At 56.1% G+C, this 23,603-nt stretch carries 26 protein-coding genes and 2 pseudogenes; 18 read left to right on the forward strand and 10 right to left on the reverse strand.

The window, feature by feature from the left end; translation table 11 throughout:
* Window positions 1–2,221: 2,221 nt before the first annotated feature.
* The 4 genes and pseudogenes from DK391_RS45730 to DK391_RS34670 all read left to right on the forward strand — a co-directional run.
* Window positions 2,222–2,365 (forward strand): annotated as a pseudogene (locus DK391_RS45730) (transcriptional regulator); the annotation flags it as partial.
* 213 nt (window positions 2,366–2,578) lie between these two features.
* Window positions 2,579–2,989 (forward strand): annotated as a pseudogene (locus DK391_RS45060) (DUF29 domain-containing protein); the annotation flags it as partial.
* Window positions 2,990–3,346: 357 nt separating this feature from the next.
* Complete coding sequence (locus DK391_RS45065; RefSeq protein ID WP_204117494.1) at window positions 3,347–3,739, forward strand: antitoxin Xre/MbcA/ParS toxin-binding domain-containing protein; 393 nt, start codon at window positions 3,347–3,349, stop codon at window positions 3,737–3,739.
* A gap of 197 nt (window positions 3,740–3,936) precedes the next feature.
* Complete coding sequence (locus DK391_RS34670) at window positions 3,937–4,146, forward strand: prevent-host-death protein (protein WP_109482515.1); 210 nt, start codon at window positions 3,937–3,939, stop codon at window positions 4,144–4,146.
* 72 nt (window positions 4,147–4,218) lie between these two features.
* Here DK391_RS34670 and DK391_RS34675 read toward each other — a convergent pair whose 3' ends face one another.
* Together DK391_RS34675 and DK391_RS34680 are read right to left on the reverse strand one after the other, a co-directional pair.
* Complete coding sequence (locus DK391_RS34675; RefSeq protein WP_109482516.1) at window positions 4,219–4,911, reverse strand: helix-turn-helix domain-containing protein; 693 nt, start codon at window positions 4,909–4,911, stop codon at window positions 4,219–4,221.
* A gap of 75 nt (window positions 4,912–4,986) precedes the next feature.
* The gene (locus DK391_RS34680) at window positions 4,987–5,292 is read right to left on the reverse strand and encodes a hypothetical protein (RefSeq protein ID WP_239483039.1); all 306 of its coding nucleotides are present in this window, start codon (window positions 5,290–5,292) and stop codon (window positions 4,987–4,989) included.
* Between the two features lie 229 nt (window positions 5,293–5,521).
* Here DK391_RS34680 and DK391_RS34685 point away from each other — a divergent pair, with 229 nt between their 5' ends.
* The 4 genes from DK391_RS34685 (at window position 5,522) to DK391_RS34705 (ending at window position 8,698) form a co-directional block, all read left to right on the forward strand.
* A complete protein-coding gene (locus tag DK391_RS34685) occupies window positions 5,522–5,932 on the forward strand; it encodes a hypothetical protein (protein ID WP_109482518.1) in 411 nt (136 codons plus the stop codon).
* A gap of 862 nt (window positions 5,933–6,794) precedes the next feature.
* A complete protein-coding gene (locus DK391_RS34690; protein WP_109482519.1) occupies window positions 6,795–7,586 on the forward strand; it encodes a replication initiation protein in 792 nt (263 codons plus the stop codon).
* 427 nt (window positions 7,587–8,013) lie between these two features.
* Window positions 8,014–8,316, forward strand: coding sequence for a hypothetical protein (locus tag DK391_RS34700; RefSeq protein ID WP_109482521.1), 303 nt, complete (start codon window positions 8,014–8,016; stop codon window positions 8,314–8,316).
* A 97-nt stretch (window positions 8,317–8,413) separates the two neighbouring features.
* Window positions 8,414–8,698: a hypothetical protein gene (locus tag DK391_RS34705; protein WP_109482522.1), complete on the forward strand. Its 285-nt coding sequence runs from the start codon at window positions 8,414–8,416 to the stop codon at window positions 8,696–8,698.
* Window positions 8,699–8,775: 77 nt separating this feature from the next.
* Here DK391_RS34705 and DK391_RS34710 read toward each other — a convergent pair whose 3' ends face one another.
* The 3 genes from DK391_RS34710 to DK391_RS34720 form a co-directional block, all read right to left on the reverse strand.
* The gene (locus DK391_RS34710) at window positions 8,776–9,240 is read right to left on the reverse strand and encodes an HAD domain-containing protein (RefSeq protein ID WP_162600983.1); all 465 of its coding nucleotides are present in this window, start codon (window positions 9,238–9,240) and stop codon (window positions 8,776–8,778) included.
* A 199-nt stretch (window positions 9,241–9,439) separates the two neighbouring features.
* On the reverse strand, window positions 9,440–10,024 hold the full coding sequence (locus DK391_RS34715) for a hypothetical protein (RefSeq protein WP_109482523.1): 585 nt from the start codon (window positions 10,022–10,024) through the stop codon (window positions 9,440–9,442).
* 352 nt (window positions 10,025–10,376) lie between these two features.
* Window positions 10,377–11,342, reverse strand: a complete 966-nt coding sequence (locus tag DK391_RS34720) for a tyrosine-type recombinase/integrase (RefSeq protein ID WP_109482524.1) — start codon at window positions 11,340–11,342, stop codon at window positions 10,377–10,379.
* Window positions 11,343–11,518: 176 nt separating this feature from the next.
* Here DK391_RS34720 and DK391_RS44565 point away from each other — a divergent pair, with 176 nt between their 5' ends.
* The 4 genes from DK391_RS44565 (at window position 11,519) to DK391_RS34735 (ending at window position 13,719) form a co-directional block, all read left to right on the forward strand.
* Window positions 11,519–12,025 carry a hypothetical protein gene (locus DK391_RS44565; RefSeq protein WP_162600984.1) on the forward strand — a complete coding sequence of 169 codons (507 nt, stop codon included), beginning with the start codon at window positions 11,519–11,521 and terminating at the stop codon, window positions 12,023–12,025.
* Window positions 12,026–12,085: 60 nt separating this feature from the next.
* Complete coding sequence (locus tag DK391_RS44570; protein WP_162600985.1) at window positions 12,086–12,595, forward strand: hypothetical protein; 510 nt, start codon at window positions 12,086–12,088, stop codon at window positions 12,593–12,595.
* Window positions 12,596–12,737: 142 nt separating this feature from the next.
* A complete protein-coding gene (locus DK391_RS34730) occupies window positions 12,738–13,367 on the forward strand; it encodes a hypothetical protein (protein WP_162600986.1) in 630 nt (209 codons plus the stop codon).
* Window positions 13,360–13,719, forward strand: a complete 360-nt coding sequence (locus DK391_RS34735) for a hypothetical protein (protein ID WP_109482527.1) — start codon at window positions 13,360–13,362, stop codon at window positions 13,717–13,719. The genes DK391_RS34730 and DK391_RS34735 overlap by 8 nt, the downstream gene beginning before the upstream one ends.
* Window positions 13,720–14,432: 713 nt before the next feature.
* On the opposite strand, the gene imuA is transcribed toward DK391_RS34735, so the two are convergent.
* Window positions 14,433–15,155, reverse strand: a complete 723-nt coding sequence (imuA, locus tag DK391_RS34740; RefSeq protein WP_343225464.1) for a translesion DNA synthesis-associated protein ImuA — start codon at window positions 15,153–15,155, stop codon at window positions 14,433–14,435.
* Between the two features lie 101 nt (window positions 15,156–15,256).
* On the opposite strand from imuA, the gene DK391_RS34745 reads away from it, so the two are divergent.
* A complete protein-coding gene (locus DK391_RS34745) occupies window positions 15,257–15,514 on the forward strand; it encodes a type II toxin-antitoxin system ParD family antitoxin (protein ID WP_109482528.1) in 258 nt (85 codons plus the stop codon).
* Window positions 15,511–15,813, forward strand: coding sequence for a type II toxin-antitoxin system RelE/ParE family toxin (locus DK391_RS34750; protein WP_109482529.1), 303 nt, complete (start codon window positions 15,511–15,513; stop codon window positions 15,811–15,813). Before DK391_RS34745 ends, DK391_RS34750 begins: the two co-directional genes overlap by 4 nt.
* A 455-nt stretch (window positions 15,814–16,268) precedes the next feature.
* Here DK391_RS34750 and DK391_RS34760 read toward each other — a convergent pair whose 3' ends face one another.
* From DK391_RS34760 to DK391_RS34775, 4 genes are all read right to left on the reverse strand, one after another.
* Window positions 16,269–16,943, reverse strand: a complete 675-nt coding sequence (locus DK391_RS34760; protein WP_162600987.1) for a hypothetical protein — start codon at window positions 16,941–16,943, stop codon at window positions 16,269–16,271.
* A 188-nt stretch (window positions 16,944–17,131) separates the two neighbouring features.
* Entirely contained in the window at window positions 17,132–18,313 is a 1,182-nt protein-coding gene (locus DK391_RS34765; RefSeq protein ID WP_109482532.1) for a type IV secretion system DNA-binding domain-containing protein, read from the reverse strand.
* A 129-nt stretch (window positions 18,314–18,442) separates the two neighbouring features.
* Window positions 18,443–18,901: a hypothetical protein gene (locus tag DK391_RS34770; RefSeq protein ID WP_109482533.1), complete on the reverse strand. Its 459-nt coding sequence runs from the start codon at window positions 18,899–18,901 to the stop codon at window positions 18,443–18,445.
* A gap of 22 nt (window positions 18,902–18,923) precedes the next feature.
* Complete coding sequence (locus tag DK391_RS34775; RefSeq protein ID WP_109482534.1) at window positions 18,924–19,130, reverse strand: hypothetical protein; 207 nt, start codon at window positions 19,128–19,130, stop codon at window positions 18,924–18,926.
* Between the two features lie 238 nt (window positions 19,131–19,368).
* Between DK391_RS34775 and DK391_RS44575 the strand changes: the two genes are divergently transcribed.
* From DK391_RS44575 to DK391_RS34795, 4 genes are all read left to right on the forward strand, one after another.
* Entirely contained in the window at window positions 19,369–19,728 is a 360-nt protein-coding gene (locus DK391_RS44575) for a hypothetical protein (RefSeq protein WP_162600988.1), read from the forward strand.
* 176 nt (window positions 19,729–19,904) lie between these two features.
* Entirely contained in the window at window positions 19,905–20,294 is a 390-nt protein-coding gene (locus DK391_RS34785) for a hypothetical protein (RefSeq protein ID WP_109482536.1), read from the forward strand.
* Window positions 20,295–20,407: 113 nt separating this feature from the next.
* A complete protein-coding gene (locus DK391_RS34790; protein ID WP_109482537.1) occupies window positions 20,408–20,866 on the forward strand; it encodes a hypothetical protein in 459 nt (152 codons plus the stop codon).
* A 159-nt stretch (window positions 20,867–21,025) separates the two neighbouring features.
* Window positions 21,026–23,386 carry a hypothetical protein gene (locus tag DK391_RS34795; protein ID WP_162600989.1) on the forward strand — a complete coding sequence of 787 codons (2,361 nt, stop codon included), beginning with the start codon at window positions 21,026–21,028 and terminating at the stop codon, window positions 23,384–23,386.
* Window positions 23,387–23,603 lie beyond the last annotated feature (217 nt).

Raw genomic sequence — 23,603 nt, forward strand, 5'->3', positions numbered from 1 at the left:
TGGCCCGAGACCCCGCCCTCCGCCCGGAGTCCGTCTCGTGGGCTCGGAGAAGTGTATATGAGTGAGTGGGGGGTCGGTGCGGCGGGCCGCGTTGTAACAGGAATGCCGACGGCTGGTTCATCCGAGCCCGGCGCCGGGGCAGGGGCAGTGCTGGACCCGCTAGGAGCAGGTGTGGGTGTCTGTCCCCCGCTTGGCGCGGGAGACGGTGCGCCGTATGCGCCAACGGCCTCGATCGCCGCTCCGGCGACGTAAAGGACCCCGCCTGCGACCGCCGTTTGGAAGCCCCTCTGCGCTATGCCTTTGCCCCCCACCATTACTCCTTCTCCGATGCCGACTCCCACTGCGTTGCCTGTCGCAGCGGATCCCGCCGCAATCGCACCGCCCGAAGCCCAGACCCCAGCGCCCGTTCCCATCAAGGCGACGCCTCCTGCAATCAAGCCGGTGCCAGCACTTTTCGCGCTGTTGCCAACAGACTTCAACGCGTCCCATCCATCAGCGGAGCCCTCAGGAGAAAGGGTTGCTCCATATCCGTAGGGTCCCCCACTGCCACCCAAATTACTCAAATCGACGGCCGAGCCTCCCTGACCCGGTGTTCCCGACCCCAACAGGCCTCCTGGGCCTAGGATATCGGGCCCACTTAGGCCGAGCCCGTTCCCGCCGAGGCCGCCCATCCCCCCATAGGTGCCAATTCCCTGGCCGTCAGCACCGCCAATGCCGCTCAGGTCCAGGCCCCCGTGACCGAAGATGCCTCCGACGTCGGACGTGTCGCCTCCGCGCCCGCCGTTGCTGCTTCCATTACCGACGACACTGTTTCCATCTGGGCCTCGGAGACCGCTCAGGTCTAGGCCAGAATGTCCTGATGCGCCGCCATCACCAAAGTCGGCTGCGCTTGCGTTTCCGAACAGCGATTGACCGTCCGCCCCCATCAGGCCGCTTTGGTCGATCCCGCTCTGCCCCGGACCAAGACCAGTCCACATACCCATATCACCCGCACTCGAACCGACGTCGGTTCCGATGGCACGCCAGTCAAGCCACTTGCCCAAATCGAGCTTGGCAAGGCTGCCTGGTGCAAACGCGGTTGTCGTCCTTGTCGCCGGGTCCAGTACTGCCATAGGCTCGTGAGCATGAAACTCGGATGCGCTCAGATACTTGGAAGATAACGAGAGCAGGGGCGTAAGGGCCACGTTGCTCATGGCGGGCGCAACAGAATTAATTGCAGCGCACAGCACAGGTTCGATTCCATTGACATTGCCTTGCTGCCGAACGTAGGTCAGTATCGCGCGCAAATATTTCGCCCGGAAACTGAGCGGCGTGTTCAGCAACACCACCGTAATAGAAGCGTGGAGATTGTGCCAGACTTGGCGCGCGGACTTGCCGCTCACCCGGTTCGCGAGCGAGGAAACCACTTGCCGCCTTGGATAGAGAACCCGGCAGGCCACCTCTTGGGCAAGCGCAAGTGCGACCGATAGCGGCAGCATCGCAAACACCTGCTTCCGCCGATAAATCGGCCCAGTGGATGTGACGGCAATGTGCTGGATGAATGCGGCCGGAAGGGTGGATTCTTCGATCGGCTTTTCGGAGGCTCGTGAACGGCTACGAGAAGCCTCACGCTGCATCTGATTTCTCTGTGTAGCCATCTTTGACTCCAGTTGCGCAGCGGAAAGGAAGTGAGCAGCCTCGCCTTATGCCAACGAGATGCTCTCATGGGTGCCAAGAGGGACTTTCTTACGCATTAATCTAAATCTGGGCGGACCTTCAGCTGCTCCCACCGTTTTTGGAGCGAACGAGGCCCAGCTTCGAATATGAAGCGAGAAGAGTTACTTTGAGTAATTGCGCTTTTTGTGTTTTAAGCGAGTAAGGAGCCAAATACGCATTTGGCAGCCGAAACGAAAACCGAAATCGGCCGACATTACTCCCGATCATTGGCAGTTCAATTTCCAGCGCAAATGCTGCCACCGTGGACAGGCTACAGAGGCTTTTCAAAAATGAATAAGGGCTGGAAATTTGAGCTACCAAACAAGATTATGCAAACTGTCAGCATCATTCAAGAGGATGAAAGCAATTCGGCGCCAGCATTCGAAGGTGTGCGCGATTCACTGACGCAACCGAGTGCCTCGAGGCGCTCGGACATCCGCACCTCCAGATCCTGAATTTTCCTTCTCGTACGGTCGACAGCCTTGCCCGCTACACTCAATGCATTGCGGGCGCTTTCGGGACAAAAATGAACCTCCGACCATTGCACACTGAGGAAGACTATCGCGCAGCACTGGCCGAAGTATCGAAGCTGGTTGACCTCGACCCGCAACCCGGCACACCGGATGGCAACCGGTTAGAGATATTGAGCATCCTCGTTGAACATTACGAGGGCTTGGTAGAGACGGCGTACCTGCTGGCCTCTCCCGCTAACGCTGCGCATCTGGGACGTTCTATTGAATCGCTCAAGGGCTGCGTCCGCAAGCCGGCCCAACCTGTATCGATCAACCATATGCACAAGGCTACATGGCGTTCGCTCGCGGAGACATTGTCCCAATACGATGAGAAAACAGGTTCTGATCTTGCGCCGGTTACCAGTCGGCCCATGGCTGAATATGAACAAGACGATTTCATCCAGTGGCTAACTGAGCAAGCCAAACTGCTGCGCGACGGGCGACTCGCCGAGGTCGACCGAAACAACGTGGCCGAAGAACTGGACGCCCTTGCGCGAGCGATGCAGCGTGAACTGCGGGAGCGGCTTGTGCGGCTGCTGCAAAATCTGCTGCAATGGGAATATCTGTCATCTGTGCGGCTGCCTGCTTGGTACAACGCCATACAGGAAGAACGTCAAGCGATATCGAATCTGCTCGCCGAAGTCCCAAGTCTCCGAAACGGCTTGACCACGACGTATGCCGAAGCCTGGCACGCAGCTCGTGAACGGGCCAGTGATGCGACAGGCGTGGAGATCGCCGTTTTCCCGCGTGAAACACCGTATTCAGTCGATCACGCGGTCGATAGCGCCTTCTGGCCGGAGTCCAATGACTCTGCAGGCGAAGAAGCCACTGTCGATGGAAGAATTGATCGCTTGCGGAAGTATCGCGATCGCCTGCCAGCCGAGTTCAGATTTGATCGGGAATCACTTAACGAGAGGGGTGATGTTAATGCGCGCAAGCTCGCGTCAGGTTCGGGACCGGCGAACAAACTTGATGGCCCGCTCAACCGGGACCGATTTACGCTTAAGCCCGTTGACCCGGCCACGCTTGGCGACGCTCGACTGAGCGCGACCTTGGCGCGGTTCGCTGCCGAACTTACGCCGCCCTCGCGGGGGCATTCGCATACACCACTGATATCTCCAGAAGCAGTCGCTGAGGTGATGTCGTTGCAGCCCGTACCACATACGGTCGACGAACTGGAGACACGGGTGCGGGAAGGCCTGCCAATGTCCGCATTGCGAGCCTGTGTAGCGCGCGCGACCGAAAGCGCCGGTGCACGTCAGGCATTGCTCGCGCAAATCATTCCAGAGATAAGCAACAACCACCAAGGCGGCACGCTTTCCCGCGTCGAATCAGAAAAAACCGAGCGTGTTGCCCGAGTGGTAGCAACAGCTTCATACGTGTGGAATGACGAAGCGGCCGTGCAGGGGTTTCTGGAGACGCCTCATCCATCGCTGGATGGGCGAATTCCATTGAATGTCGCCCTGACAGAACTCGGCGCGCGCCGCATTGAAGATCTGCTGTGGAAGCTCTTCTACGAGAAGCCGGTCTGACGCTCTACCTGTCAAGGGTATCGAAAGGCAAAAAAACACTATTTTTTGTGCTCAGCGGAAGTCTGCCGGAAACCCTTTTAAGCCTTGTCCCCGAGTCGAGATACCCGCTGGGGGAATCGAGGGTTCGCAAGCAAGGCGCTGACGGGCAGATGTCTAAATTTATTATCATATTTAGACCACTGGCAGGAGAGAGGACGATGAAGCCGAGCCAAATCAAGCCCATCAGCTATCTGGGGGAAGCTCGCGTTGTTGTTCAGGACGCGCAGTCTTACGAAGACCAGCAGCAGACGCTCGCGCTTCTGCAAATTCTCACGCTGGGCCAGAAAGACATTCAAGCAGGCAACTTCAGGGATGCAGATACCTTCTTCGCCGAACTCGATGCTGAAGACCGGGGTCATTCCTCGTGAGAGTTTTCGTCCTTCCTGGCGCGGAGCAGCCGTCAGCCTCTCAAATGGTATCGAGGGACGCTGCTAATCCGGTTAGTGCTCAAGTCCGATCGACCGGGGTGTCGCGAATTCATCCGGCTCTTTTCCGACAGGAAAGGTGACCAGGTATAGCACGCTGGTATCGAACGGCTCTGCCTCGGCGTCCGACCTGAACCTGAGTCGTACCTTCCGCTCGGCATAGCGAAGCGACACATCGAGCTCCTTCAATCCATCGAGGTGGCGCTGCATGTCGTCATACACATCGAGTTTTTGCGTCTCTGAGTACAAGTCGTTGCAGTCACGATACTCACGCATGTAGTCCACCAAGGCAGCAAATTCCTCCTCGGCAGCACGCGGCATCTCGAAACCAGGCGTGCATAGGTCCATGCTGTGCGACTCGGCCAGACGAGCCAGCTGCCTGCCCGTATCGAGTGGCAAGGCCTTCAGCGTCACGTGCTCCCGTTCGAACTTCTCTTTCTGCGCCTTCATCTCGTCGACGGTCGGAATGAGAAAAGGCTTGTTGAGCGCGTCGATATCCTCCAATTCGAATGCCCGGGCGAGCGCGCGCCGTGTATCAAAACCCGATCCGTCACCCCGTTCCACTCGCTGGATCGTGCGTACATTCAGGCCAGAGATATCGGCCAGCTGCTCTTGCGACCACTGCCGCATCTCACGATACAACTTGATGAGTGCCGCAAGTTCTTCGGGCGTAAGCAGGCGGGGTTGAGATTTTTGGTCTTCGGTCATCGCTGATCTCCGTATGATCGACGGAGCGAATAATGCGTTAACCCGATAAGAATGGGCACGACAGCGACCCGACAGCTAGCTGACACCGCCTTCTGCAGCTAAAGCTTGGCGAACGCGCCCCATGATCCAGACAATTTCGTCCCGAGAAATGTCCCATTGCCCGTCCGCCACCTTGTTATCGACGCCGGCTTCGACTTTGGACAGCGTCTCGTCGAGCGACCACGATGGATTTTCGGCCCGCTTCCGTGTGACGTAAGGCACAAGCTGTTGCGCCAGATCTTCGCAGGCATCATACCGAGCGAACAGCTCTTCTTCAGTAAGGCCAGCGACATACTTCCCATCGATCTCGCGAAGTAGCACCTTGGGTTGGTAGCCGGACACAGATCCTCGTACAGCAGGACGAGGAAAATCCTCTGGAACACTTGGAGGGTTTATAACGCTCATTATTTAACCTTTATGGTCGCGGCCCACATGGAATGGTCAGCGGCGACATAGTGTACGCACGCGCCAAGCCTGTAAAGGACCAGTCTTTTGAATAACATAACGTAAGAGCCAAGGACAGGCTCTGGCAATTCCCTGCAGTTCACCGCACGCACCTGAAGAGGCTGAAATGCCCGATGCCGCAACGGAGTTTCGAGATCAGTTACTAAAGCATGACTGGCCCGATGACCAGCAGGTCGCTTCATCTATGTTGAATTTGTCGGACAACATAACGCGTAATCTTGAAATTTTACGGTTCAAGCGTCAAATCCTTGGCGTCTGGTCAGCGCCGAGGCAGCGGTTTTTGTATCCGCATTTTCAGTTCGACAGCCTCGGAAACCTCCGATCTGAAGTAGCGCGGCTTCTGGAAATTCTCCCGGAGAACGATCAGGGCGGTTGGCAACGCGTGTTCTGGCTTTACTCGCCGCATGCGCTCCTCGAGGGCGACCTTCCTGCTGAAACGTTCACCCGACATCCACAGCGAGTGATTGATGTCGCGACCGAGGAATTCGCTGACAGTAGCCGGGACGTGGGCTGGTAACGAGCCGGATCAGTATCGCCCTTCTCCGACCAGAAGGTCTCTACAGGCTGCATCAATTACGCAGACCATTTCACCTAAAAAAATCTCACAACAGCCTTGGTGTCTCTAAAAACGCGTGTGTGTGGCCAATTCAGGTTGCTAGACCCCTGTTTCTGCAAAACATCTACGGCGGTTGAAGACCGGTAACGTTTGAGGCGAAGGCCCGGGAGGGATTCGACGTGATTTTGCGGGGTGGCCGCAGGACACCCCGCAAAATCTTTTCGTCGAACTGCCGGCCGTAGGCCGGCTTAGCTCGCCATACCACTTGCGGTTGAGGTATTGGACGTGGGAATTGACTCTGACGATTAGCGAGTCGATTGGATGGAAAAGGTTGTTTGAGGTTGAGATCCCAATACAGATCACAGATTTTGCAAATGGCTAGGTGTACCACTGGCGCGGGAACCGCGCCTTCGTAGATCTGGATATGCTGTTAGTCAAAGCTGTTGTTCACGCGCCGAAGGCGCGCACTTGTCTTGAGTGCGTGTTCAAGTCGATTGGAGGGGGGGAGAGTTATCAACAGGCGGTGGCTTAATGCCTTTGTAGATATATATTGTCCTTGTTTGTAAACCCTGTTTGTAAACTTGTTTGTAGGCCCGCGCAAAACCAATACCAGCAACGGTTTGCGACCGATTCATCTGACATTTTCCGGGATAGTCGGGCGTTTTCCGGGGTAGTCGGGCGTTTTCCGGGGAGTATCTGACAAATTCCGGGGTTATCGGGCGTTTTCCGGGTACGTGCACGTTTTTTAGGCACTGGTAGTTTGTTGTAAACCCACGTTCTGACATACAATTGTCAATGTCAGAGTAACCCGGAAAACGTCAGAATGGGCGACCTTGTAGCGGCTGCGGACCCCACCACGCGAGAACTTAGCGTAACGATCAAAAATGAGCTGGTACGTCGTATTCAGCGGATGAAGCTGTCTGAAAAAAGGCTGCTCGCGCTCGCGATCGCCAAGTGCAATCCGAAAGCAAAGATGCTTAAAGACAGGGCAATGCGCCTGGATCCTGCGACCGGCGAGGCGCCAGGCTGGACTATTCGAGTGACGGCCAAGGAATTCATGGAGGCCTATCCGCACATTGAAGGCAAGCACGCCTATAGCGAGCTGAAAGAAGCGGCAGAAAACCTCTTTGAATGCCGCATCGAATGGGACGAAGAGATTGTCGAGCGGGGCAAGAAAGGCACGAAACGTCGAACAGTGCGGTGGATCTACGAAAAGGTCGATACGACGACCGCCGGCTGGGTCGACATCAAATTTTCACCGAGTATTGCGCCCTATCTGCTCGGGATCGAAGGCGAGTTCACCAAATACATGCTCCGCCACGCAGCTGATCTGCGATCCATGTATTCGTGGCGGCTGCTTGAGATCATGGCGCAGTTCCGTGACACAGGGCTCGTTGTTATCGGCTATGACGACTTCTGCTCGGCTGTGGGTGCTCCAGAAAGCTGTGTGAAGGACTCCGGCCAGTTGCGACGCCGAGTTATTGAGCCCGCGGTGAAAGAATTACGGGAGAAGAACAGCCTCGCAATTGAGTGGGAGCCTGTTAAGCCCGCTGGCCGCAAAGTGACCGGTTTTCGCTTCAAGTTCAAACCAGATCCTCAAGGCCGCTTATTCTGACATGCATAAATCCATGTCAGACTAACCCCAAACCTGTCAGAATAACATTCGATATTTCCAACGCAAGTCGGCCCCCTAGGGCAGTCTGCAACGTTGCAGACTGTCAAATCAGGGGCGTTTTCGGCGCCGAAAAACTTACATAATGCTTTCAATCAAGCTAATATATTCAAAAATAACAACAAATTCTGAATAAATAGCTATAAAACACAAAAAATGTTTCTTTTATTGCAACAATGCTGACTGGACTACCAGGCCCCGCTTTCTCCGTCCCAGCCCCCCGTCGGATAGGCGGTCGCATCTTCTATCTTGATCTGGACGGTTGCCTCCATCCTCATGCGGTTTACGGGAAACCAAGGGCTGGGGCCTTTTCTCTTCGGGTAACAAGTGAGCGGGGCGCAGGTCTGCGCAATACACTCAAGGATAAACATTGGATAAAGATGCACCGCTTCTGTTCGAGGCAACAAAGGGGGATCTGTTCACCTTCACTCATCGCGACTATTTCGGCGTTATGTACCCGTCGCGAGACAAGGTGGGGCTGGACGAATGGGTCTGGCGGATATCGACGACTGTCATCCGGCGCGTGCGAGATGAAGCTGGTGAATTGCTGGAAGTCAAAGCGGAAACCGTTATCGTCAGCGAAGGATACGCGGCCACAGCCGCAGAAGCTGCCTACGACATGCGCGCGTGCCTGCGTCGTCAGCTAGAGAGAACTCGTGAAACTGCATCATGAAGCCGTTCACTCCGATCGGTGCCGAAGGGACAACTGGCAGCAGTAGCTAGCCTTCGGACAGCGATGTGTTGTTTTCATTCATATAGATCCCCGCACTATGGCTCGAGTCGAGATTATCCAGTTTGACAACGTCCCTGAGGACGGGCTGCTCGACGAGCATGCATTTGTACCTGTTGACGGCCTGACACAGATGAGCCCGCCACACTGCGGTTGCAACCCGGCTGGCTGTACGTGCCCGAAAGGCCATTATTTCACCAAGCTATTCCCTCGAGATAACGACGGCACGGTTCGCGGCTATGCTGTCGAGTTCGACAGTCAAGAGGAGCTCGAGGCGACTGGCCCGGAGCAGATAGCAAAACTGGTGCGGCAGGCAATGATTTGAATCGGGCGAATCCGCTTTGCCCGTCGCGGCATCATTCGCAGCTTGTCTATATGCCTCCTCGATGCAAGTACTCCAACTCACGAAAGTGCTGCCAACATATCACCCAGCCTTCTTTGCACAACCGGCTCATTCAAACCTGTGCCGGGTGCGCATGCGATGAAGCGCGGTTCAGCGTGCTGGGCGGCGGCGACACTCTCATGATCGTCGATGGCAATCCATTCCCGGACCGACCTGCGTTGCACCTCAGCCAGAATCTCCTCGGCCCGATTTGATCGATAACTTTCCACTACGCCTGCAAACCGTCCGGACAACGGCCCGAGCAACTGGATCAGCGTCGGGTCGTCAAAAAGTCGACGCCAGTCTGAACTGACAACGATCCTGATCTGCGGATACGGTTCGAGGATGCGCTCAAGGAGAGGGCGCCATACAAAAAGGCCTGGGTTTTCTATGAGGCGAAAATTGTCATCAACGGCTGGCTCGCCAACAGGATGCAGCACACCATCAAAATCAAGAAAGAGAACCGGCGCGCGGTCCTTATCCATATATCCCCCGTTGTTGTAACCTCATTCGGCTATCGCCTCAGGTGAACGGCATTGGTAGTCTTTTCACCTAACGTCATGGCCGATTTTATGTCCAGCGCCGCTGATCACGCTGGACGAAATGCTGCGGGAGGGTCTGGCATGGCAGCCCCGAAGGGCTGCATTCTGCCTCGCTTCGCGTACACGATGCACACGGTCAGACTCAGTACACGATCCGGCCAGCGAGCACGCCGTACGGGGTGAGGGCGGTGCATGGCGAGCCGAGCGGCGCTGGGTTGCCCGGCTGCGAAGCACCCAAAGGCGGAGTGAAACATCGGTTACCCATCTGCATGACCGGCGGCTGGAAGGGCTGCTGCATTTGCACCGGGATGCCGCCCGTGCTCATCGATGGCTGGGGCGGTTGCCAAGGCACCTGCATCGCGCCAGGAGCCTGCATCGGCCGCATCGGTTGCGGCGCCGGCAGCTGAGGGAGCGCGCCCGACTGTTGGAGTGCGAAGCCACCCGCGACGATCGGGCCCGAGCCGGGGACCACTGCATTCGCGCCGGCCGCCACAGCCGCTTCGGTGAAATGCGTTTGGCCGTTCAGCTGGTCGAGCGGATCGACGATCGGCGCCGCGTCCGGATCCACGCACTTGACGATGTCAGCGAGGAAACCGCCTTTGCTGGTGTCACAAGCATGCGCGCTTAGCGTGACGAAACTGCCAGCGACTACGCTCGCGCCGATGAGCGCACGCTTGACGAGGGTTTTGTTCAAGTAACGATGCGAACCGCAATACAGAGCATTCATGACAACCTCCAAGTGTTTCAAGGGTGCCTTGCGGGTAGTGACTTCGAATTAATGTTTCGGAGTGCTTGCTTGTTGGAAGGCATCAACGAAGCGATTGATGCGTATTGAATACCTTTCGCGACCTGGATGCGTAATCGGCAAATTCACACTTGTAAGGGATCAATACTTCATCCTTTACACGAGGAAAGGACTGCAAGGCTTGCCAGCCGGGGCGGAAGCATTTCCACCATCTGGGATGCCTGTTACACCCAGTAATTTTGTAGTTTGGCTAAAAATCGAGAATTACAATCCGCGCTTTTCCGATGTGGATTGTGTACGCTTCTGCCGACCGAACGTCCGTGTTTTTGCAGTTTCAAATGCGAATCCGCTCGACCTCATCGAGGGTAAGCTGGTCGTTGCGCCGATCGTAAAGTCCCGTCGTTCGAGCGCTCTCATGATTGGCCATCTGTTGCGCGATCTCGAGCTTGCCACCGTTGGTCAGGTACTGTGTGATGCCTGTCGCGCGGAAGGAATGGCATCCGATTTTGCTGTGAATCCCGGCGATAGCCGCGCGTCTGGCAATCATCCGGTAGACGTCTTGGCGAGCCATCGCGGTCTCAGTCAGCCGCCCGTTTCGGCGAGGAGCTGCGCGGAACAGAGGCGATTTGGGAGAGCCGGATAGACCAGCGCTTTCGATGTAAGCATGTAGGTATTCTTCGAGGCTGTGATGCGCCGGCATTTCATGTAGTTTCCCTCCTTTTTCATGCAACCGGACCCATGTTCGGCGCCCCTGAATGTAAACATCCTCGACCTTCATCCTGATGCCGGCGCCGACGCGGGCGAAGGTGTAGGTCATCAACGCGATCAGCGCCCGATCCCGCAGACCAACTGTCGTCGATACGTCTATCGCATCCAACAACTCGCGGGTCTCCTCGGCCGTCAGTACGACGGTTTTACCCTTTTTGACCGAATGTTTTGGGCCTCTGACAGCGGCGGCCGGGTTGCTCCGGATGACCTGACCAACCACCAGCCAGTCGAACAGCATCCGAAGCGCGGCCAGGTGCAGCTTGACTGACGGTGCCGCGAGGCGCTGCTGCAGGAGTTCAACATAGGCAGCAACATGGACCGGCTCGATGTCGATCAGTCCGCCCAGGCGATTGTCATCCCACCAGACGGCAAAATCCCGCACGGCGCGCGCATAGGCGGCCCGCGTGTTTGGATTGCGGATATTGGCGGTGAAAAACTCGATGAAGCGTTTAGCGGCACCCGGATCAGGTGCGAACAGCACCGGCGGGCTGAACGTGCCACCGGCACCGATCGGAATTATTGGTTGAGCCATTGAGTAACATAAAGGACGTTATGTTACTCAATGGTGCAGAAAGACTCCTCAAACGTCAAGCGATCGGGAAAATATGCATCCCGTCTGGATTATTTACCGACTCTCATCTAAAACTTCTTCAAATATCGGGATCGACGTACCCCCCGTAGTCGTTGTTTCCACCCTAGGAGCACAACATGAAGAAGATCCTTCTAGCAGTGCCAATTGTGTTGATCCCGTTATATGCGTCCTCTCAAGTTTCCGTAGACGAAATGCAGGCTCGCTTTATAAACAGAACCGGCTCGGTGTCGGAAGATCGCCGCACCGACGAGCACGCCGCTAGCTCCTTCCTCGGGCCGGGACCCAAAACCGGCTGTCATGGAGATACCGTCAATGCTGGTGTAACAATCACAAACGTTAAAGTAAATTTGTCTGGAAACGTCGCCGATATAACCGCCACCTATAACGGGAAATATACGCGACAAGGATGGATAACTCCGTGTATTCAGTCTCCGCCGCCCAACGGCCACGAGGACCATAACGTCTATGGGCAAATCCATTTCACGGTCAAGCAGATTCCATTCAAACCACCAGAAATCTCTTGGGATGCACCCATGAACGTTGGAGAGGTAGGTGATCCAAATCACGATTCCAACATAATGGGGGCTCAGGCTGCCAAAAACGCACTGTTAAGCGCAATGTGATGCTAAAACGGAGGCGGCTGATCGTGCCGCCTCTTCATCGTTGGCAACGATGGAGGCTATATGTCTCATTTCGATCCAATCGAAGTATTGAAATACGGTGTTATCGGCCTTGGCTTTCTGTTGGCCTATCTCGCCTATCGATTGCTTCGGAAAGAACAGGAACAGCGCGGCGATCGCCCAAGGCCCCATCTGGTTCGCGCGATATCCTATTTCATGGTGTTTTCAATTGTTTTGGTCGGCCTCGGGTTTATTAGTGAGCTATTTTTCCCACATTCTTGCGATGAAGCAGTGTCATCTCTGGATCGTACGAACCATATTCTTTCGAATATGGCGAGTACGCAAAATGATAGCCTGACTGCTTTGCAAAAGCAGGCCGCTAGCCAAGTTAATGCTGCCCCACCATATTACGGAAATAATCAGCCGTATTATTTTGGTTTAATGCAAGCGGCAAGTGCAACTGTAGGCCAAATTATTCCTATCGAAAATAATTTCATGACGGCACTGGATGCTGCAGTTAGTGCTGTTCAACAAAGTAAGCCCGCATGTTCTCCACATTTTTCCGGCAATTAAATGATGAAACTTGAGGACGGCGTTATACGTTTAAATACTAACTTCAGACAATTTGGACCTTGACTCGCACTTATCTGCTGACCTCTGAGACAGTGCATTCCGCGGCTTAAATCTAATGGGATCTGTCTGTAGACCTGCTAGAGTGAAAGACACGGCAATTCCCAAGGCGCGGAACGAGCGCACCACCGACCGACGGCGGGAGGCGAAAGTGCTGCAAAAAGTAGAAAGTCAGACAAAGAGCGAAACCCAGAAAGAAAAAGCGCTCCGGGTTCTCGGTTCGGTAGCTCGCTTTATCCCATCGCTAATACTCGCGGCTGTTTTCCTCGTTCTAGTCCATTGGTTTGGCCATGATGCTTTTCTTGCAGGCACCACGCTCGTGGCTGATTTGCGGCTCGCCTTCGTTTGCCTGCTCGCCGCATTCACGATCATTACGGTCGCGATGCGCTTTGTCTGGGCTGCGGAAAGCAGTAGATGGAGCTACCTGATTGCCTTAAGGCAAGAGGAACCTTGGCAGACAGGGTATCCTGTCGTTGCCACCGTTATCGTTGCGATGGTGTTGGTTTTTGCGGTCAGATACTATCCGCAGACTGGGAGATTGATCCAAATCGCGGCGTGCATCACCGTCCTCGTTGCGACCACCCGTATTCTCTATGCCATCGGCAGCCGCCAAATCAGAAAAATCGTCCGCTATGGATACTATGCGACCGCTCTTATCCTAGCTGCTGAAGCCGTGATGGTCATGCTTCTCGGGGGGGCCGTAGAACATGGATAAGGATAAATTCAAGGCGATTGCCTTCAGTGTCGTCATGCTCGTGGCCTGCGCCGCGTTAGCGTATGTCTTTTATAAGGTCTTCGATTCCGAAGCCCACGGCGTACTGGAGCAGATAAAGGAAGGAGGGCTGCACGGGCTCTCGCTGCAAGACAAGATCTGGCTGATGGAATTGCTCGGAACCTATGTGTTTTTGGGGATTCTCGGTACTAGTCATGTGATAGAACTGTTCCTCACAATCCTGGCTGTCATTCAGAAGAAAGAGGTCAAAGAAACCAATATCTGGCCGCACGCTTATGGTTTCTGCGCAGTTGTGGGCAGCTCGATGCTCTTGATGATGATCGGGCAGTCTTGATACCACTCATACGCTAGTCCTTCACAAGCATCTGAAAGCAGGCGCCGTCGAGTGGCAAACCGGCTTGCTTGACCTTAAGCACGTCTCCGGATCTGCCAATCTTGTAACGCACATCGACGCGTTGGCAGCTTCACCTTCAAATCGGTCGCCATCACCTGCTCGAACACCTCGGGGTCACTCCTTGTAGATCGAGACATCACTTCATAAATAGATAGACGATGAATGCAACCGTGACTGCAAGTGTGCAGATAGTCCAACACACCGTGGCAGCGACGAGGCCTAGAGTACCAAATGGGTTGCGTTCCATGACTTCGACCAAACAGGTGTTCGCCTCGAGCCAGGCAAGCAGGTAGCGAAGGACGGTTTTCATATGCTCCGAATTTAATAGGGTTTCTGTGGGAGCAATGATGAGGGTGCTTTTGCTATTCGAGCTCGAGCGTTTTCCTACGGCAAGCCAGGCGCTTGGAAAATCAGGCCTCTCGCCTGGATCCTGTCGTGTTATGTGTCCTCACGACAATGGCCATCTGCATATTCCTACATCCGTAGTCTTTTGGTGCGCGCCAATGCCCGCCGTAGCGAGCGTTTTATCGGGTGGCCGATAAACGTAGTCTTTTCGCGCGCCCGGCGACCACATTGTCGTCGTGTAGTTAGACTCTACAAAGTTATGACGTTACGAAGTTACGAAGTTACGAAAGCATTTGTTGTTGCACGAATCAGCCTTCGAGAACATCCGCTTCCAGCGGCTGGTAAACGGGTTCGCGAGTGTTCCGCCGCACACGGCCGTGCGAACTTATCAGCTTCGCTGACGGGCGTAGCGATATCAACACCGGCCTAGCAGCTGCCGGACCACGTCTTTTGACGATCTCAACGGTCAGGCCTTCATCCGTAGGCCGCAGCGCTAGCCGCAATTCGGCCGGTGAAGGATCCACAGCCTGTGTCAACGGTCGAACCATGAAAAACAGCGTCTCCCCGGCTTTCGCCGCAACCTGCAGCCGGCGTAACGACTCTGGGCGGATATGGTTCTGCCAGAAAATGAGGGCGCTGCAGGTGCCGGCGCGCAGTACCTGTTCTGCTGACCACAAGGCGTCAGCGCTGCTGCGCGGGCGCAGCCATACGAGACGCTCGGCAGACAGCCCTACGTAGGCAAGACCGGCAGCATTTGGAATTTGTGGCGGGTCAATCAGCACGATTGCCCGCTGACCTGTGCCAGCCAGCGCCGGAGCCAGAAGACGAAGCTCCCCGACGCCAGCGTGTTGCGGCAAGAGTTCGATCATCGTCCCGACTGGCCATCCGCCACCGGGCAACTCGCCGGTGAGAACGTCATATCCGGTGGCAACGGTTCGCCCTACTCCGCGGGCAAGCTGTGATGCCCGCCAGAGCCCAGGGTGAATCTGTTCAGCATTCGCAGGAAAAGACGGCATGACAATACTGTACATCCATACAGTATTGTCATGCAAACCCTGCCATTTTTCACCTCGATTTGATAACAGTTAATAAGCTGTATAGTATTGGCTTTGTCACCTTGGAGGACTCGGCCATGATTAGCGCAGATTTGGGACAGCAACTGGAGGGGTACGTCACGAAGCTGGTGGAAACGGGGCGTTACGGTTCGAAAAGCGAAGTCTTGCGTGAAGGCGTGCGACTGATTCAGGATCGCGAGACACAGCTTGTTGCCTTGGACGCTGTGATCGAGCGTGGCATCGCCGATTCCGATGCAGGACGAGGTGAGCCTGCCGAGGAAGTGTTCGACCAGCTTGAAGCCAAATATCAGGCTATGGCGGACCGCAAGGCATGATTGTTCGCATCTTGCCCGCCGCAAAAGCCGAGCTGGAAGCCATCGGTGATTACATTGCCCGAGACAATCCGCGTCGTGCCGTGAGCTTCGTTCGCGATCTTCGTGACAAGTGCATGAGCCTCGCAGACATGCCGCTCGCTTTCCCGCTGGTGCCGCGCTATGAAGATCAAGGTGTGCGGCACCGGGTACATGGTCGCTATCAAATTTTCTATCGGGTCATTGGCGAGCCTGCCGAGCGCATTGACGTTATTCACGTTCTGCACGGCGCACGCGATTACGCCACGATCCTTTTCCCCTAACCGGAAAAGCAAATGCTCGATACACCAAGGTAGGTCGGCGTATCGGTGCCAGCTTGACGTAGCAGATGCTGCCAGGGTTCTGGCGCACCCCTATGACCACAGAGACTTGACGCTACTAAGCCGGCCCGTAAAAACAGCGCGGAGCCCCCAAAAGTCAATCATCGTCGGACTGTAGGGCCACGTCTCTACGAAGACTCCTCTTCATCAAAACACCCACCAACACAGTTCCTCCGACGACGAAGGTTGTGACTATGTCGAGTCGATCGGCGGACCACGGGATGATGCTGTCCCAAACTGTATGCACGTTCGCGTTACGCAGCAGCAACGCAAAGCTCAGGACAAGCCCCACGCAGCTGCTTGCAATGACGAGCAGCACCAGCACTACGACAACGAGGAATCGACTGATAGACATCTCTGATGGCGCGGTCTAGAGGAAAGTGTGCGGGTCGACGTTGTTACGCAGACGTCGTGACGGAGTCAATGAACCGCCTGAACCAGCCGCGGGACTTGATTTGAGGCGCTTCTTCCGCATCGGTCTCCTCCGCCAACGCGACCCAGCGGATGGTACAGCCGGGGCAGTCATGATCCTGTGCGTTTAGCCGCAGCGTCATCATGCGCATGTCGGTGATAACGATCTTTTTCAGCGCGTCATGCGGGATCCCAGCACGCTCAAGCTGGGCTGCGTACCACGTGGCGAACCCTGGATGCCCAAAGGCATTCTCGAGTCCTCTCTCCTCGATCCAGGCCTGACACACGGGTGCATTCTTGAAGAAACGCTTTGCAATACTGCCGCCTTCCGTCGCATAGATGGTAATTACGCGCGGGAGTGGCGGCATATAGTCGATGCCGAGATGCCGACGCTGCCATGCTCGGAAAGCAACCGGATCTAGAGCAACCGCCGCCGCGCGTCGTTGGATAGCCACAGACAACACACCGCCTTTGATCTCGAATTCCTCGGTCGTCAGGATTTCCGCGATGCAGGGCACACCGCTTTCGAAAGCAACCGGCGATTCTGTGACTACAGCAACAAAGATTGCGTCGCGTGGCCGGGAATAAAACGCCAGATAGCCATTTTCCTGATCGACGGAATCGAGCACAACAGCATGCCGAAGTCGAGTGATGATGCTCAAGAGATCGACTGGCGACAATCCGGTAATCCGTCTGCTTGTGTCCGCAGCAAGACGACCAACCGTGATCGTATGGCCTACCTCGTGATAGCGACGATAAGCTTGACGGTGTTTGACCTGTTGAATGGGCACAATAGTGGCTAAAGAAAAAGTCAGAGATGCGTTCGCTTAGATCGAGGTGTCACGATAATTCACACTGGCCGTGAGTCGCGCTCTGGCGAAGAGAAAACAATTCGTTCCGGTACCGACGTAGCGGGAAGGAAGAGATACGCGTGCTGATTAGGAAGATTCAACGTATCGATCTGCGTCCACGTAAGCAAGTCGCCCATTACAGATGGTTCACTGCTGCGAAAGCGGATGCGAGTTGAAAAAGCATCAAACATTGCCAAACACCTCGCATCGCTGAATGACCGAATTTCAGCCATTACCACAGCGCCGTACCTCCGTCCTTCGAAGAGCAGATCGTCCAAGCCTTGGGTGTAACGAAACTCGCGTAGTTCGGCGAGGATGAAAAACAATCGCCGCGTATCACTGGGCTCTAGATCGAGGAGGTGATAAGACAGAATCGAGAGAATGGCTGAATAAAGCGGTCGCAAAGCATCTCTATGTTGCTTCGGAAAGGTCAGCCATAGGACACCGTCTGGCTTGCCTGCCCAGCGACCAAGGTTCAGCGTAGACGAGTCTTTGGGAAAGGAAGGGATCAGAGATTCAAGGCTCAAAATCAAGATCGCGCGCACAAAGGACAACAATGTTTCCTTGTCCTGTGCAAATAAGACTCGTCCGAGACGCCCATTCGGAGCCCAATAGCCACGTTGCTGAAGTGCTACCACATCATCCTCGCGCAGCATTTGGAGTATCTCGGCGATGGTCAGCGAGTCTCCAGACTGAATAGACTCAAGCAACGGCGTGAGAAAGTCTTCAGCAAGCGCGACATATCGTCTGTCGGGACCTGTGGTAGATGCGCAGGCGGTGTTTCGGACCAACATAGAAGAAAGAACACGGGGCGCTAGCGCGTTCTCTTTGAGAAAGTCAAATATGTTGACTCGACTCGATCGCGGGTCAAACGGGTTGAGGATGTGATCGCCTGGCGCGTAATGGCGACGCATCAGATCCCCCGTCGGGTCCACAACGACAGCCGGGAATCCGGCCGCGCGAATCCGCGGCAGATTCTCTTGAATTGCCTGCGTTTTACCCACCTTCGCATCTCCATAAAGCAGGAAATGCATGGTTTCAGCTTCCTTTGGGATGGGGACACCGCCGAACGTCAGGATACCGTGCTCGTCACCACGTCGCGCCTCTCTCAGCCCGCGGCGCAGCCATGAGACATGTTGTTTCAGGAACGACGCGCTACCGGAGATAGAAAGATTTTTCATTGCGTTATACCTGACGTTCGGACGACGACCGATCAACCGCCGTCAAGTTAGTTACGGGTAGCAGACAGTTCACTCGTGTTTCCTCGTCATATTCGATCGTTGCCTAAGAAGCCGGTCTTGCCCAATGAATCAATCAACCTTGGGCAAGACACGCTCGGAGAACGGATCCCGGATAGGCGCTAAAGCTTCAGCGCGAACTTCGGCCTCTCGCACGCGATCAGCGCACCAGAACCAACTGGCCAGCAGTGCAATCCACGCCAACAGTCCCGGAAATGCGATGCCTGCCGCTTTATCTGAAGCAAGACAGCACACGCCAAGGGCGGCAACCGCAAGATAGCAGCGCACGCAGAAACCGAATTGCGCGCGATTGCAAATTGCGCAGAGCAACAGGTCCGTGACAATGAATGCGAGCCCCAAGCAAAGCATCGCAAGCGCGACACCGTGAAAACCGAGACCCGTGCGCGCCTGCTCGACGGGATCCAGCAACTCGAGCAGCGTTCCAATACCGCAGCCACCACCGATGATTGCCCTGGCATAGTTCCATGCCGATTCAGGGCCGACGATCGCGGCCAATACATTTTTTTTCATAACCGGGCTCCGGAGCGCTTGATCAGAACAGTTGATGACGGTCGATCAGATCCTCGATGTGCGGCTTTGCACTCACACACAGATCAATAATCGCCACGACACTCACGATCAGTAGCCCCATCTCGGCCGCAAAGCAGTGGTTAGTAAATGCAACAACGACCAGGCTCGGTAGGAGCAGGCCGATCAGGATGAGTCGAAACAGGGTGTGATGGCTTGTATTCACAGTCATGTTCTCCGCGTTGGTGAGAAGGTTCGGGATGCAATCGGGCGATAAATTCGATCTGGGCCGCGCAGTACACAGGGTCTTGGAAACCGTAACACGCGATTCTCGCGATGCAAGTCCGCCCGCTGATCGCCACAGCTACTGCAGACATGAGCCAACTCTAACAAAGAAACTGACGTTATTCTAGACTTTGTTTATTCAATGTGTAGAATGTTGTTGTGTTCGGTATCTAGAGGAGCCAGTCATGAACCGTCCGTCACCCGAATCCGGGGTCATCGCCCGCTGCTACCCACCGTTTGTGCCGGTAGCATCTGTACCCCATCGGCCTGCCCATCGCGCAGCTGTTCGGCGGCTTGTCGCGCTCGCAGCGCAGGCCACACCAGCCGCATTGATTGCGGCTGATTGCCTGCTCGCGTGGTGGCACGCCGACGTCTTCGGTGGGTTCAACCTACTGCTGGTCGAGCGGCTTGAACCGGCTACGCAGCGCGATATCGCACTTGTGGTTGAGCTGGCCACGCTTGATCGGGGGCATCCGGACGACCTCGGCGTTGTGCCTGACCTCGAGGCGGTTGCTGCGAAGTGGCACGGCGGCCATCGCATTTGAGAAAGACCGGTCAACCAGATGTTTGTTGACCATCAGTAGCGGGCGTCGCGTTGAAGTGATCTCGCCGCTCGAGGCGACGGGAGCACCAGTCATAATGACGGGTTATCACCACCCGGAGCTGACATGCGATCAAACCAAACCTGCAGCGCCCCGATTACCAAACGAAAGGGGCAGTCATGACAAAGGCTATGCCGCGTCCAAGATACGACGCGAAACAGGCTCGAACGGCTATCCAATCCGGCGGCATTGCGACTGCCGTGATCAGGGCTGAGGAGGCGTTGTGGTTTGTCGAGTTCGTCACCCGCGAGGCGGATGTGGTCGACCTGGTAACCGCGCGCAATGAACGCCGTTCGTTTCGTAACGCACACCTCGCTCTTAAGGTTTTGCGTGAGCTTGGCATTACGTTGGCGCAGGTGCAGATGGAAAACTGGAATCAGGATGCGGAGCCGGAAAAGCTATGGAGCCGACCAGATATGGTCCGCGTTCTCAAGGCTGGTTCGGAAGTGGAATCACGCGGCAAGGTTGAAACCGCACCAGACAAACCATCTCGCAGCGGGAAGAAGTGAACTTGCGTTGAGGTAATCGTGCATTAATCTGGCATCGCGACGCAGCTTTAGCTCGCGTCGTGATGACTCAAACCTCGTGAAAGCTTCGCCTATATAAATAAGGACTACTGAAAATGAAAATCAGAAACAAGATCGCTGCAGTTGCTCTGGTGGCGCTTTCCGCCTGTTCGGTTGCCCCGTCCGGACCGAGCGTGATGGCAATGCCCGGCAGTGGCAAGACTTTCGACGCATTCAAGGTAGACAACCAGGCCTGCAGGGACTGGGCCGCGCAGCAGTCAGGCGGTGACAGTGCGAATACGCAATCAACCATCAACGCGGTAGGCCCGGCAGTCATAGGTGCGGGCCTCGGTGCTGCAACCGGAGCAGCCACGAGTCCGCGCCACGCGGCAAAGGGGGCTTCGGTCGGCGCAGGACTGGGACTGCTTGCCGGTGCGATCCTGGGAACGAATGTCGCAGGCAGTAATAGCAACACGGCGCAGAGCCGATACGACATGGCGTACGTGCAATGCATGTCCGCCAAGGGAAACCAGGTACCCATGGCTCAGCAGCCTCAGCGCACAACGCTCTGGTGAACAAAGTCGAGGCGTCGCTTGCCACCCTGAACATTGCCTTGCGATGACCGATAACAGTCAACAGAAGTTACGTCCGTGACGCACAGTGACCGTTCACGTGACTGTCCGTTCAAGTAATCCAACGACGCATGTGTGCGTCCGTCTTATGGGAAAGTCAGCATGAGTAACGTTGAAAAAGTGGGTTCGGCGTCACCGGAGTTGCCTGAGGTTGCGCTATCACATAGCGACCTGAGTCGGGCAGCGAACGAAATCGCGAGAGCCAACCTTGCATTTCGCGAAGAGTTGAAGCGTGGCACACCAACAGCCGAGACCTATGAGAGATTGCGGATGCTCGCACCTGCGAGCGTTCAGACCGCCGATCTTCCCTATTGGGCTGGAAAAGTCCATGAAGCCAAACACGAGCTTGACCTGCGCGAGCGCGCACTGTCTGATTCAACTGCAGTCCAGCGCGGCATGCAGCCCTCCTCCGTGGCACTCGACGGCATCGCCGCTGCCGATTCGCAGCTTGCCCGCATAATTGGCGGTTATGAGTACGGCGCCGTCCGACATGGATCAGCGCTCACATCAAGCGAAGCAGCGCTCGCCCGTGACCGCGATCTAGCCAATGAGTCACGCCCTCACATTACAGCCGCACTCAAGACCTATGAGTCGGTGTATGCGCCCGTTCGTAGCTATGGACCACCGGATGCTGGTCTCACCGAACGGCTGGCAGCCTATCACGAAGCAACGACAGCCTACTATCGAATCCATGAGAGTGAACCGTTCGGTGCGGCCTTCAACAGTATGGCGTACGCCACTTGGGATCTGAGAGACGTTGCGCCGGCAGACGTGGGAGCCAATCTCGAACAGTGGGCGCACGATCTGATCGTGGAGCACGGGATCGGTCGCGAGGATGCGCTGGGTAACTTCTATCGCGCCGAGCGTGAAATGAATGAAATCGGACCTGTCGATATCGAGGGAGTCGCCGCCGAGGCCCGATACGAGCGGGCGCTCGCCGAAGTTCAGATGTATGCACCGGCGCATCTGCACACGCGGGACACGGTCGCGGAATGGGCGCAAACGGAGAGCGCTGCACATCTGGCCTCAACGCTCGACAAATATCACCAGGGAACCGCAACGCTCGATGACCTTCGTGCTTACGCGCCCGTTGACATGGATAGCCCGGAGAAAGTCACAGAGTGGGCTCAGCAAGCAGCAACCGAGATCCCGACTGGAGGACTTGCTGCCAGCGAAACAGAGACGCTGGCACGGGGCGGCCCAGTAATGCATAAAGTCGCCGATCCCGTCGCGCTTGCCGAGGCGCTCGAGGATTACCGTGATGCCGCACTTAACTTCTCGAACGTGACCCCTCCGGAACTCGAGTACCCTGAATACGAAGCCGCCTACGAGAGGGCTCTCGCGCAGGTTCGCCCATTTGCACCAACCGGGCTCGATACCCCCGAAGCCATCGCCGGCTGGGCGAACGCTGCTGCGGCCGTCAACGTTGACAAGATAGATCTCCAACAGGTCGCTGCAGATTTGGCTCTTGGCGCGCCTGTGGCCATTGCCGACCGTGTGTCGCCGACCGATCTGGCAGACCTCATCGATACGCCGGTGAGCGCCGGTGCGCGAGAAGGCATGCTGCGCGGAGAGATGCCGACTTCCACTGCTCGCCTGGAAGAGTTGCCTGCCGACACGACGTTGCCCCTCGGACCCGCAGCGATTGAGGCGCACGTCGGGCGCATTGAAGGATTACTCGACGTTGCAAATGCCAGTGCGCCTGACAGCGTTGAGCATGCCAACGCCTTCCGCGAACTGGTCCATTTTTCGCCAGATAGCGTGTCCCGCGAGAACGTAATCGCGTGGGCCGAAGCAGTCAGTGATGCGGCCAACGTGTGCCGTGACATGCCGCCCGGGCCGGATCTCGATGCATTACGAACCGTTGGTGAGGTCCAGCTTATCGCCGTGCTTGGTGGTGAAAACTGGGAAACCATTGCCAGCCAGGCTGAACTGGCTAACGCTGAACGCGCCTCCGATATCGAAGCGAGTGCTGCCCGAGTGTTTGACGACGTTGCCAACTACATCGGTGCGCAAGTCGACCGTATCGAATTCGATTTTCAAGTACGCGTTGCCGCCTATATCGAAGCCGCCGGTCATCTTGAGGCACTGGGCACCCAGCACGCTGGTCCTGCAGAGTATGCCGAAGCCCACCAGACTTTCGAGGCCGCCTCGGAAACACTGCGTGAACAGATCGCGTTTTATGCTCCGGACACGAATCTCGAGTCTGCAAGCGAACTGGATACATGGGCCAGCAACGTTTGGGCTCACGTCGGAGAGCTGGATCGGCAGTTCATTGCCGAGTTACACATAGCGCCACCAGGCGAGGATGGATTTGGCGAGCGGTTGGCCGCCCGTCTTGAGTCTGGCGAATCAGGCGCGCCGGGCACCGATGCCAAAGTAGAAAGCGAAGGACCTGGCAGCATCGAGAGCCTCAGCAAATCGTCGGGGTCACGTGAGGCACCGGGTCTTGGCATGGACTGACGACTTGTGCCACGTATGCCACGTTGACGATCGCTGCCAGCAGTACGAGCGATTAATCCAGCGAACAGATTCGTGGCCTACAAAGGGAGAGGGCCGCACGTGGCGGCCCTCCCCTTTGCTACTGGCGCTCTACCCGAGCAGGGATAAGTAACGTCACTCTACAACATGCGAATGATCGGCATCAAGAGCTAAGCCGGTTGGCTAGTCTTAACGGCCG

Source organism: Paraburkholderia sp. C35 (assembly GCF_003121405.1).
Lineage (GTDB): Bacteria > Pseudomonadota > Gammaproteobacteria > Burkholderiales > Burkholderiaceae > Paraburkholderia.

What these genes read in the sequence shown, in the direction of transcription:
- DK391_RS34795 (WP_162600989.1), top strand. Translation starts at nt 21,026, where the DNA reads ATGAGTAACGTTGAAAAAGTGGGTTCGGCGTCACCGGAGTTGCCTGAG.
- DK391_RS34765 (WP_109482532.1), bottom strand. Translation starts at nt 18,313, where the DNA reads ATGAAAAATCTTTCTATCTCCGGTAGCGCGTCGTTCCTGAAACAACAT.
- DK391_RS34685 (WP_109482518.1), top strand. Translation starts at nt 5,522, where the DNA reads ATGCCCGATGCCGCAACGGAGTTTCGAGATCAGTTACTAAAGCATGAC.
- DK391_RS34690 (WP_109482519.1), top strand. Translation starts at nt 6,795, where the DNA reads ATGGGCGACCTTGTAGCGGCTGCGGACCCCACCACGCGAGAACTTAGC.
- DK391_RS34735 (WP_109482527.1), top strand. Translation starts at nt 13,360, where the DNA reads ATGGATAAGGATAAATTCAAGGCGATTGCCTTCAGTGTCGTCATGCTC.
- DK391_RS45065 (WP_204117494.1), top strand. Translation starts at nt 3,347, where the DNA reads ATGTCGTTGCAGCCCGTACCACATACGGTCGACGAACTGGAGACACGG.
- imuA (WP_343225464.1), bottom strand. Translation starts at nt 15,155, where the DNA reads ATGTACAGTATTGTCATGCCGTCTTTTCCTGCGAATGCTGAACAGATT.
- DK391_RS34770 (WP_109482533.1), bottom strand. Translation starts at nt 18,901, where the DNA reads ATGAAAAAAAATGTATTGGCCGCGATCGTCGGCCCTGAATCGGCATGG.
- DK391_RS34710 (WP_162600983.1), bottom strand. Translation starts at nt 9,240, where the DNA reads ATGGATAAGGACCGCGCGCCGGTTCTCTTTCTTGATTTTGATGGTGTG.
- DK391_RS34705 (WP_109482522.1), top strand. Translation starts at nt 8,414, where the DNA reads ATGGCTCGAGTCGAGATTATCCAGTTTGACAACGTCCCTGAGGACGGG.
- DK391_RS34715 (WP_109482523.1), bottom strand. Translation starts at nt 10,024, where the DNA reads ATGAATGCTCTGTATTGCGGTTCGCATCGTTACTTGAACAAAACCCTC.
- DK391_RS44565 (WP_162600984.1), top strand. Translation starts at nt 11,519, where the DNA reads ATGAAGAAGATCCTTCTAGCAGTGCCAATTGTGTTGATCCCGTTATAT.
- DK391_RS34670 (WP_109482515.1), top strand. Translation starts at nt 3,937, where the DNA reads ATGAAGCCGAGCCAAATCAAGCCCATCAGCTATCTGGGGGAAGCTCGC.
- DK391_RS34775 (WP_109482534.1), bottom strand. Translation starts at nt 19,130, where the DNA reads ATGACTGTGAATACAAGCCATCACACCCTGTTTCGACTCATCCTGATC.
- DK391_RS34675 (WP_109482516.1), bottom strand. Translation starts at nt 4,911, where the DNA reads ATGACCGAAGACCAAAAATCTCAACCCCGCCTGCTTACGCCCGAAGAA.
- DK391_RS34745 (WP_109482528.1), top strand. Translation starts at nt 15,257, where the DNA reads ATGATTAGCGCAGATTTGGGACAGCAACTGGAGGGGTACGTCACGAAG.
- DK391_RS34720 (WP_109482524.1), bottom strand. Translation starts at nt 11,342, where the DNA reads ATGGCTCAACCAATAATTCCGATCGGTGCCGGTGGCACGTTCAGCCCG.
- DK391_RS34790 (WP_109482537.1), top strand. Translation starts at nt 20,408, where the DNA reads ATGAAAATCAGAAACAAGATCGCTGCAGTTGCTCTGGTGGCGCTTTCC.
- DK391_RS34785 (WP_109482536.1), top strand. Translation starts at nt 19,905, where the DNA reads ATGACAAAGGCTATGCCGCGTCCAAGATACGACGCGAAACAGGCTCGA.
- DK391_RS34750 (WP_109482529.1), top strand. Translation starts at nt 15,511, where the DNA reads ATGATTGTTCGCATCTTGCCCGCCGCAAAAGCCGAGCTGGAAGCCATC.
- DK391_RS44575 (WP_162600988.1), top strand. Translation starts at nt 19,369, where the DNA reads ATGAACCGTCCGTCACCCGAATCCGGGGTCATCGCCCGCTGCTACCCA.
- DK391_RS44570 (WP_162600985.1), top strand. Translation starts at nt 12,086, where the DNA reads ATGTCTCATTTCGATCCAATCGAAGTATTGAAATACGGTGTTATCGGC.